The 7,125-nt window shown below is 60.2% G+C and carries 11 protein-coding genes; 1 reads left to right on the top strand and 10 read right to left on the bottom strand.

Features of this window, described 5'->3' with window-relative positions:
• The 6 genes from I5W_RS13710 to I5W_RS13690 all read right to left on the bottom strand — a co-directional run.
• A partial coding sequence (locus tag I5W_RS13710; RefSeq protein WP_044529643.1) for a hypothetical protein occupies positions 1–331 on the bottom strand: 331 nt, incomplete at its 3' end.
• Positions 332–494: 163 nt separating this feature from the next.
• Positions 495–707 carry a CsbD family protein gene (locus I5W_RS13705; RefSeq protein WP_017455456.1) on the bottom strand — a complete coding sequence of 71 codons (213 nt, stop codon included), beginning with the start codon at positions 705–707 and terminating at the stop codon, positions 495–497.
• A gap of 79 nt (positions 708–786) precedes the next feature.
• On the bottom strand, positions 787–1,350 hold the full coding sequence (locus I5W_RS13700; protein WP_017453069.1) for a ferritin-like domain-containing protein: 564 nt from the start codon (positions 1,348–1,350) through the stop codon (positions 787–789).
• Between the two features lie 83 nt (positions 1,351–1,433).
• The gene (locus I5W_RS13695; RefSeq protein ID WP_044529642.1) at positions 1,434–1,748 is read right to left on the bottom strand and encodes a DUF883 family protein; all 315 of its coding nucleotides are present in this window, start codon (positions 1,746–1,748) and stop codon (positions 1,434–1,436) included.
• Between the two features lie 69 nt (positions 1,749–1,817).
• A complete protein-coding gene (locus I5W_RS31290; RefSeq protein ID WP_112070082.1) occupies positions 1,818–2,006 on the bottom strand; it encodes a hypothetical protein in 189 nt (62 codons plus the stop codon).
• A gap of 78 nt (positions 2,007–2,084) precedes the next feature.
• Entirely contained in the window at positions 2,085–2,282 is a 198-nt protein-coding gene (locus tag I5W_RS13690; RefSeq protein WP_017453068.1) for a CsbD family protein, read from the bottom strand.
• Positions 2,283–2,582: 300 nt separating this feature from the next.
• Between I5W_RS13690 and I5W_RS13685 the strand changes: the two genes are divergently transcribed.
• Positions 2,583–3,047, top strand: a complete 465-nt coding sequence (locus tag I5W_RS13685) for a PA2169 family four-helix-bundle protein (RefSeq protein WP_044529641.1) — start codon at positions 2,583–2,585, stop codon at positions 3,045–3,047.
• Between the two features lie 143 nt (positions 3,048–3,190).
• Here the strand turns inward: I5W_RS13685 and I5W_RS13680 are convergent, their stop codons facing one another.
• The 4 genes from I5W_RS13680 to I5W_RS13665 form a co-directional block, all read right to left on the bottom strand.
• Entirely contained in the window at positions 3,191–3,916 is a 726-nt protein-coding gene (locus I5W_RS13680; RefSeq protein WP_017455455.1) for an ABC transporter ATP-binding protein, read from the bottom strand.
• Positions 3,917–3,931: 15 nt separating this feature from the next.
• Positions 3,932–4,699 carry an ABC transporter ATP-binding protein gene (locus I5W_RS13675; protein ID WP_017453065.1) on the bottom strand — a complete coding sequence of 256 codons (768 nt, stop codon included), beginning with the start codon at positions 4,697–4,699 and terminating at the stop codon, positions 3,932–3,934.
• 15 nt (positions 4,700–4,714) lie between these two features.
• Positions 4,715–5,929, bottom strand: a complete 1,215-nt coding sequence (locus tag I5W_RS13670) for an ABC transporter permease subunit (protein ID WP_044529640.1) — start codon at positions 5,927–5,929, stop codon at positions 4,715–4,717.
• A gap of 87 nt (positions 5,930–6,016) precedes the next feature.
• Positions 6,017–6,946 carry a branched-chain amino acid ABC transporter permease gene (locus tag I5W_RS13665; protein ID WP_017453063.1) on the bottom strand — a complete coding sequence of 310 codons (930 nt, stop codon included), beginning with the start codon at positions 6,944–6,946 and terminating at the stop codon, positions 6,017–6,019.
• Positions 6,947–7,125: the final 179 nt, after the last annotated feature.

The raw sequence follows: 7,125 nt of genomic DNA, 5'->3' as shown, positions 1-7,125 counted from the left end.
CATCGCCGCTCATGGCATCGCACTTTTCCTTGGCGACGTCATAGTTGGCGTCGTTCTTATCCTTTTGCGCATCCTTGTCGGCTTCCACGCCCTTGCGCTTGGCCTTGGCATCGGCGATGGCCGATTCATGGTCAGCCTTGGCCTGCTTCTCGCAGACATCCTTGTCGTTGCCCTTCATGGGGCTACATTTCTTCTTGGCCGCCTTGTAGTCGGCATCAGCCTTGGACTTGTCGGCCTTGTACTGGGTAGCGGCCGGATCGGCGGCCAGCGCTGCGCCCTGCATACCGATGGCGGCAGCGCCGAAGATCATGGTTGCGATGATTTTTTTCATTGTGTCCTTCCTCATGGTTTCTTGGATGACGTGACGACCTGGGGCCGTCTTCTTATGCAGGCCGCAAACTGCCGCGGCCTGCGTGCTGCACACACACTCACACACTCACACACTCACACACCTGCTCCGAATGCGCTGCGGATTGCCGCCAAGACGCCAATGCTTACTGACGCCAATCCTTGTTGCGGTCCTCCCAGTCACGGATCTGCTTTTCGGCTTCGTCCTTGCTCACGCCATAGGCTTGCTGCACTCGGCCGGCCAGTTGATCGCGCTTGCCGGCGATGACGTCGAGATCGTCGTCGGTGAGCTTGCCCCACTGTTCCTTGGCCTTGCCCTTGAATTGCTTCCAGTTGCCTTCCACGATGTCCCAGTTCATGTCACTCTCCTTGTGCTAGTTGAGGGGGAAGATGGATTCTTGCTGCGTGTTTGCGGATGTCGATCAGACTCACAGAAACTTACAGACCCAGCAGATCGCTCATGTCATCGGCGTGTTCTTCTTCCTGCGCCATGATCTGGATGAGCAGGTGCTTGGTGGTCGGATCGTCGTCGCCGATGCGTTCGATCATCTGGCGATAGGCTTCGATGGCGACCCGCTCCTCGACCAGGTTGGCGCGGATCATGTCCTTGATGTCGGTCGATTCGTCGTACTGCGCATGGCTGCGCTCGGCGATGGTCTGGGGATTGAAGTCCGGCTCGCCATTGAGTTGCACGATGCGCTCGGCGATCTGGTCGGCATGACTTTGTTCTTCCTGCGCGTGCTGCAGGAACTCGCCCTTGATGGCCTCGATCTCCAGGCCCTTGGCGGTGTAGTAGTGGCGCTTGTAGCGCATCACGCACAGCAGTTCGGTGGCCAGGGCATCATTCAACATGGCCACCACTTCTTCGCGGTTGCCGCGATAGCCTTCGGTGACGGCACCGTCATCGATCTTGCTGGCCGCAGCGCGAATGGCTTCCTTGTCGAGGTGGAAGCCCGGCTTCTTGTCCAGCTCGGTCTGGGGTGGGTTCTTGGTCATGGTCATTCCTTTTCTCCGGTGTCTTGACTAATGCGCGTAGCCCACTGCAAAGCCTGCAGTGGCGCGCTTGGCTGGTTGCGGAAAATGCTTCAGGAGCGGTCCGCGCAGCGGCCCACGGCCAGGCCGACCAGCAGGCCGATCCCGGTGCCGATGACCACTGCGCGCCACGGGTTCGAATGGACGTAGTCGTCGGTGCTGGTGACGATCTGGCGACTGGTATCGACCACTGCGGCTTGCGCATCCTGGGCGGTATTGAGGGCCTGCTCCAACAGCGCCTGGGCACCGGCGCGCAGCTCATCGGCTTTGGCGCCGGTCGCGGTGGCGGCTTCGGCGAACATGTCCTGGGCTTGCTGCAACAGCGACTGCACGTCGCTGCGGACGGTCTTGAACTTGGTGGTTTGCATGGCTACCCTCCTTCAGTGGATTGCTTGCGGGTTTCGGGGGAGACCTCATCACGGTGAGGCCGATCGCATTCACGCCAGGAGCTGCAGCACGATCAGCATCAACAGCGGCACACCCAGAAGCCATCCGAGCACGAGCTTGTCCATGATCTCCTCCTCCGTTGTTCTTGGTCTGCCGGACGCGATCTCCGGCGTCTCGTTGCTGCTTGCTTGCGCATCCTGCACAGAGGTCTTTCCTCTTGCTTGGCGAGTCAGGTGCAAGATACCGACGCCTTGTTGCGCTTTGTATCGGCGCCAGCCCGATTGCCATGTAGGACAAAGGGCCAGCGCCGTCAGCGCTTACGCCGATCCTGCCCGTTGCCGCAGCGAACGCTTGATGAGGTCTTGCGCCTCGCCCACGGCGTGCAGGATGCGTCCATCCATCTGGCGGCGCTGGGCAGCACGCTGCAGTTGCACATTGCCCAGCATCGCACCGACACCCTGCTCAAACTTGCCCAGGGCCAACTGCAACTGGCCGGTGATCGTCTTCTTGTTCATGGTGCCTCTCCTCGTGGTCAAGATGGATCAATCAAGATGGACTGCAGCATGGAAAAATGATAGCGATGCCCTATTGCAGGGCTCCATAGGACGGCGGCCGATTGTCTTGTAGGACAACGCGCAAAGGCTTGTCGGTATTGGGTTTTGGCAAATAGGGACGATCCCGAGCGCGGCTGTTTCCTACATGCGCTTGCGTGGCCGTCCGATGGCCCGGGCAGGGTGCTCCTCCTAGGATGACACGGTGCCATCCAGGGCCGGCCTGCCGGCCCTCCACCCGAGTGCAGAAGAAAGGAGCGCAACATGACCAACGACCACCTGATTTCCACCCTCAATGATTTGATCCAGATTTCCATCGATGGCGAAAAAGGTTTTCGCGCCTGTGCCGAGGATGCCCAGGAACGCTACATCCCCTACAAGGAAACCTTCATGACCCGCGCCACCGAGTGTGCCCAGACGGTGCTGGACCTGCAGAACCTGGTGCAGCGCCTGGGAGGAGAGCCGGCCAACCACAGCACACTGGGCGGCACCCTGCATCGCCAGTGGGTCAACCTCAAGAGCGCCATCACCGGACGGGATGACGAAAGCATCCTGAAAGAATGCGAACGCGGCGAGGATGCCGCCGTCAATGCCTACCGCAAGGCCTTGAGCGAAGACTTGCCCAGCGATATCCGCCTGCTCATCGAACGCCAGTACCAGGGCGTACTGGCCAACCATGACAAGGTGCGCAGCCTGCGCAATGAGGTGCGAGCACGCAAGACGGCATGACGGAAGGATGCTTCATCTCGCTGAAGAGGTAAAACAGATGTAAAAAAAGCGCAGCCTCGGCTGCGCTTCTCACGGGTGATTTGAGCAAATGATTTATATCATTTACCTTTTTCTTCATAAGACCCTCAACCCACCCTCACCCATCACCCCTCACCCAGATAAGCCGCCTTGACCCGCGGATCATCCAGCATCTGCTTGGCCTGGCCATTCATGGTGATGAGACCGGACTCCATCACGTAACCGCGATGCGCTGCCTCCAGCGCCAGCTTGGCGTTCTGTTCCACCAGCAGGATGGTGATGCCCTGCGCCGACACATTGCGGATCACTTCAAAGATCTTCTCCACCATGATCGGCGACAGACCCATCGAAGGTTCATCCAGCAACAGCAGCTTGGGATGGCTCATCAACGCACGCGCCATGGCCAGCATCTGCTGCTCGCCACCCGACAAGGTACCGGCCATCTGCGCCGCCCGTTCCTTCAGCCGCGGGAAGACCTCGAACCAACGGTCGATGTCGGCCGCGATCTGGCCCTTGTCATTGCTGGTGTAGGCGCCCATCAGCAGGTTTTCGTGGATGCTCATGCGGGTGAAGACACCACGGCCTTCCGGCACCATCGCCAGCTTGTCCTTGACCAGCTCGAAGGACTTCTTGCCCTTCAAGGGATGGCCGAGATAGTAGATGTGGCCATCGACTTTACTGCTGGGCAGCGTGCCGGTGATGGCTTTCAAGGTGGTGGTCTTGCCGGCGCCGTTGGCGCCGATCAAGGTCACCAGTTCGCCTTCGTTGACTTCCAGCGCAATGCCCTTGACGGCCTGGATGCCGCCATAGGCCACGCTCAGTTGTTCGACTTTGAGGATGTTGGTTGTCATGTTCTGTGGTCTCGCTTAATGTCCGGCGCCCAGGTAGGCTTCGATCACGGCCGGGTTCTTCTGCACATCGGCCGGTACGCCTTCGGCAATGGGCTTGCCGTAGTCCAGCACGGTGATGCGATTGCACAGGCCCATCATCAGCTTCACATCGTGTTCGATCAAGAGGATGGTTTTACCTTCGGCTTGGATCTTCACCAGCAGTTCGCGCAAGGCCAATTTTTCGGTGGCGTTCATGCCGGCCGCCGGTTCGTCCAGCGCCAGCAGTTGCGGTTCGGTGGCTAGGGCGCGGGCGATTTCCAGGCGCCGCTGGTCGCCATACGAGAGGTGACGCGCAGTACGCTTGGAGAACTGGCCGATGCCCACGAAGTCCAGCAGTTGCTGCGACTTGGCGCGGATCGCCGCTTCTTCATCGCGGGCCGCCTTGTGGCGGAACACCGCACCGAAGACGTTCTGCTTGGTGCGCACGTGGCAACCGACCATCACGTTTTCCAGTACGGTCATTTCACCGAAGAGGCGAATGTTCTGGAAGGTGCGGGCGATGCCGGCCTTGGCCACTTCGTGCGGGGCGCTGGGCGAATAGGGCTTACCCGCCAGTTCGAAGGTACCGGTGTCCGGTTGATACAGGCCCGTGATGACGTTGAAGAAGGTGGTCTTGCCGGCGCCGTTGGGGCCGATCAGGCCATAGATCTGGCCGCGCTCGATGGTGATGCCCACGCCGTTCAAGGCTTGCAGGCCGCCGAAACGCTTGCTGACGTCACGGATCTTGAGCAGTGTCTGACTCATCTTTTGTTCTCCTGCTTAGGCTTTGACTTCGCCGGTGCTACCGACTTTGGTATGGTCCACTTCGGGACGGTCTTCATGGCGCGGCGAGGGCCACAGGCCGGCCGGGCGGGTCAGCATGATGACCACCATGGCCAGGCCGTAGAGCAACTGGCGCAGCACTTCGGCATCGATCCACACACGACCGAAGATGGCCATCTGCAGCGGCTCCACCACGTGGCGCAGCACTTCCGGCAGCGCGGCCAGGATCACGCCACCCAACACCACGCCGGGGATGTGACCGATACCGCCCAGCACCACCATGGCCAGCACGGCGATGGATTCGGTCAGGGAGAAAGACTCCGGCGAGACGAAGCCCTGGAAGGCGCCGAACATGGCGCCGGCCACGCCACCGAAGGACGCGCCCATGGCAAAGGCCAGCAACTTGACGTTGCGGGTGTTGATGCCCATCGCCTTGGCGGCGATCTCATCTTCACGGATGGCCACCCAGGCACGGCCCAGGCGCGAGTCCTGCAGGCGCGTGGAGAAGAAGATCACGAAGATGCACAACACCAGGAACAGGTAGTAGTAGGCATTGACCGAGGGCAGGCTCATGCCCAACACCTTGACCATCGAACCGGAACCCGGCTCGCCGGCCAGCGACACGCCAAAGACGCGAATCGGGTCGATCAGGTTGATACCCTGCGGGCCGTTGGTGATGTTGACCGGCGCATTCAGGTTGTTCATGAAGATACGGATGATCTCGCCGAAGCCCAGCGTCACGATGGCCAGGTAGTCACCGCGCAGCTTCAGGGTCGGCGCACCCAGGAGCGCACCGAAGATCGCTGCCAGCACGCCCGAGATCGGCACGATCAACCACAGCGAGAGGTGGATACCGTTTTGCACGATCTGCGGACCACACAGCCACACCAGGAAATTGCCGATGGAGGGATAGGTGTTGATGAAGGACTCGATCACCGCGGCGAACTGCGGCGAGGCCAGCAAGCCGGCGGTGTAGGCGCCGATGGCGTAGAAGGCAATGTAGCCCAGGTCCAGCAGGCCGGCAAAACCCACCACCACGTTCAGGCCCAGGGCCAGCATGATGTAGAGCAGCGCCATATCCATGATGCGCACCCAGGAATTGCCAAACTGCTGGGCGACGATGGGGAAGACGATCATCAGCGCCAACAGCGCCAGCAGGCTCAGTTGTGCCTGCCGGGGATTGCGCTTCATATCGAAGGTCATGAGAGCCATAGTGTTCTCTTCCGATTTTCCAAGTTCTTGATTTCTAAGTTTCTAAGTTTCTGTCTCTAAGTTTTTAAGGTTTATCAGCTTAAAAACTTAGGCACGATCCGCCACACGCTCACCCATGATCCCGGACGGGCGCAGGGTCAGCACGATGATGAGCACCACGAAGGCGAAGATGTCCTGGTAATTGCTGCCCAGGAAGTTGCCGGTCAGGTCACCGATGTAACCGGCACCGAGACTCTCGATCAGGCCCAGCAAAATACCGCCCAGCATGGCGCCATAGATATTGCCGATACCGCCCAGCACCGCCGCCGAGAACGCCTTCAGGCCCGGCACGAAGCCCATGGCGAATTGCGCGGTGGAGTAGTTGGCGGCCCACATCACGCCGGCAATCGCCGCCAGCGCGGCGCCGATGGCGAAGGTGACGATGATGACGCGGTTGGCGTCCACGCCCATCAGGCCGGCGATACGCGGGTTCTCGGCGGTGGCGCGCATGGCGCGGCCCATTTTGGTCTTTTCCACGATCAGCACTAGGCCGATCATCGCGGCCAGGGCCAGGATCAGCAGCATGATCTGGGTCGGCGAAATCAGGGCGCCGGCGATATGCACCGGATTAGACGGCATGACCTGCGGGAACGGCAGCGGGCTGCGGCCCCAGATCATCATGGCGAAGGTCTGCAACAGGATCGACACGCCGATGGCGGTGATCAGCGGCGCCAGGCGCGGCGCATTGCGCAGCGGACGGTAGGCGATGCGCTCGATCAACAGGCTCACCACGATACACACCGGAATGGCGCCGACGATGGCAATGACCAGCTGCACGATGCCCGGCAAATGTGGCGCCACCTGTTGCACCACTTTGAGGAGCGACAGGCCGACCATGGCCCCCACCATCAGGATGTCGCCGTGGGCAAAGTTGATCAGGTTCAGCACCCCGTACACCATGGTGTAGCCCAGGGCGATCAGTGCGTACATGCTGCCTAGCACCAATCCGTTGATGATCTGCTGGATGAAAATGTCCATGAATAACTCTTCGATCTGAATGAAAACAAGAAAAACACGTGGGTCTGCACCAAAGCGGACACCGCGCGAAAGCATGTCGATTAGCAAAATCCGTTCCCGACCGTCGGGAGCGCGTTATCACTCTGCATAACAGACTTCATAAAAGAGCGATCACACTCTTCGCGCAACAGGCTGCGGGT

The organism is Herbaspirillum sp. B65 (assembly GCF_000333555.1).
Lineage (GTDB): Bacteria > Pseudomonadota > Gammaproteobacteria > Burkholderiales > Burkholderiaceae_D > Herbaspirillum > Herbaspirillum rubrisubalbicans.
This window is presented reverse-complemented; position numbering and strand designations above follow the sequence as displayed.

Excerpts from the sequence above, each read along its gene's own strand:
- I5W_RS13705 (WP_017455456.1), bottom strand. The coding sequence starts at position 707 with ATGAACTGGGACATCGTGGAAGGCAACTGGAAGCAATTCAAGGGCAAG.
- I5W_RS13700 (WP_017453069.1), bottom strand. The coding sequence starts at position 1,350 with ATGACCATGACCAAGAACCCACCCCAGACCGAGCTGGACAAGAAGCCG.
- I5W_RS13695 (WP_044529642.1), bottom strand. The coding sequence starts at position 1,748 with ATGCAAACCACCAAGTTCAAGACCGTCCGCAGCGACGTGCAGTCGCTG.
- I5W_RS13690 (WP_017453068.1), bottom strand. The coding sequence starts at position 2,282 with ATGAACAAGAAGACGATCACCGGCCAGTTGCAGTTGGCCCTGGGCAAG.
- I5W_RS13685 (WP_044529641.1), top strand. The coding sequence starts at position 2,583 with ATGACCAACGACCACCTGATTTCCACCCTCAATGATTTGATCCAGATT.
- I5W_RS13680 (WP_017455455.1), bottom strand. The coding sequence starts at position 3,916 with ATGACAACCAACATCCTCAAAGTCGAACAACTGAGCGTGGCCTATGGC.
- I5W_RS13675 (WP_017453065.1), bottom strand. The coding sequence starts at position 4,699 with ATGAGTCAGACACTGCTCAAGATCCGTGACGTCAGCAAGCGTTTCGGC.
- I5W_RS13670 (WP_044529640.1), bottom strand. The coding sequence starts at position 5,929 with ATGGCTCTCATGACCTTCGATATGAAGCGCAATCCCCGGCAGGCACAA.
- I5W_RS13665 (WP_017453063.1), bottom strand. The coding sequence starts at position 6,946 with ATGGACATTTTCATCCAGCAGATCATCAACGGATTGGTGCTAGGCAGC.